This is a genomic window from Streptomyces sp. FH025, from assembly GCF_017427025.1.
GTDB lineage: Bacteria > Actinomycetota > Actinomycetes > Streptomycetales > Streptomycetaceae > Kitasatospora.
On record NZ_JAFLNG010001132.1, the window covers coordinates 1 to 1,439 of the forward strand.

At 68.9% G+C, this 1,439-nt stretch carries 1 protein-coding gene; it reads right to left on the reverse strand.

Annotation, left to right across the window (positions count from 1 at the left end; all coding sequences use genetic code 11):
* Nucleotides 1-1,439: PQQ-binding-like beta-propeller repeat protein (locus J0670_RS37920; RefSeq protein WP_207817315.1), on the reverse strand; the 1,439-nt coding region annotated here is incomplete at both ends.

The window sequence follows — 1,439 nt, forward strand, 5'->3', positions numbered from 1 at the left end:
TCCACTTGGTGACCGGAGCGTCGGTGGAGCTGCTGATGCGGCGGAAGGCGTACACCGCGCTGCCGTCGTCGGAGACGATGTACTCCGACATGCTCATCCCGATGTCCAGGCCGTTCGGCATCGCCATGGTGCCGAGATCGCTCATCGAACCGTCGGTCGGGGAGAGCGTCACCAGCTTGGCCGGCTTGTCGTAGCCCTGGCTGACGATGGCCCGGACCTTGCCGTCCTTGCTGCCGGACACCAGCCGCACGTCGTTGCTCGACGAGGGGCCGGTCACGGCCCAGATGCGCTTGCCGGTGGTCAGGTCGTACGCGTTGACGCCCGACTTGGCGCCGGTGATCTGCACGTACAGCGTGTTCCCGACCACGACGTTCTGGGTGTAGGCGTCCGACTGGCCGGAGAGCCGCAGGCTGTCCGAGCCCGGCTCCTTGACCGACATCTGGTTGCCCGGCTTGTTGTCCTTGTCGAACGGCAGGATGTAGTCGCCGTTCGGGCCGCTGGCCATCAGCAGCACCAGCGGCTGGTCCTGGACGACCTTGTCGACGCGCTCGATGGTGCCGGACAGCGGGATCGGCTGGCTGACCACCTTGCCGCTCTCGGCGTTCACGACCTGGAGCACCGACTTCTGGATGCCGGTGTCGTAGCAGCGGTCGCTGACCGCGATCTGGGCGCCGGCGGCGCGGCCGTACACGCTGCAGTCCTTGGCGCGCGGCTGGAACTGCCAGGCGGGCTGCCCGTTGTCGATGTTCAGCGCGCCGACGAAGTTGCCGCCGACGGCGACCACCTTGTCGGTGACGCTGAGCGTCGGCGAGGAGAGCCGGTCGGTGCTGACCTTGACGCTCCAGAGCAGCTTGCCCTGGTTCAGGTCGACGGCGCCGACGGTGGAGCAGTCGCTGTCACCGGTGTTGAAGGAGACGGCGGCGATGCCCTTGGAGTTGGCCGAGTAGGAGGCGGTGCACAGCTCCTTGCTGCCGGCCGGCACCGGGATGTTCCAGGCCTCCTTGCCGTCCGAAAGGTTGAGCGCCCGGATGCCGGTGCTGTCGGCTCGGACGGCCACCTTGTCGGCACCCCAGATGCCCAGCATCTGCGCCAGGCCGTCCGCGTTGGCGGGCTTGGCCGAGTTCCACGCGACGTTGTACGTGGCGTTGGTCTTGGCGGGGGTGGTGTTGTCCGGGGACGGGCTGTCGGTGGTGTCACCGGAGGTGCCGCCGCTGGTGGTGCCGGCGCTGGTGCCCCCGCTCGCGTTCGGCGCGGGGGCCGGGTCCTTCGGCTTGAGCAGCACGACCAGCCCGATCACGATGGCGATCGCCAGCACACCGCCGATGATCCCACCCCACAGCATCACGGGGTTGCGCTGCTTGGGCGCGACGGGCACCGGCGCACCGGGGTAGTACCCGGGCTGCTGGTAGTTGTAGCCCCCGGCGCTGTAGTCCGGAGCG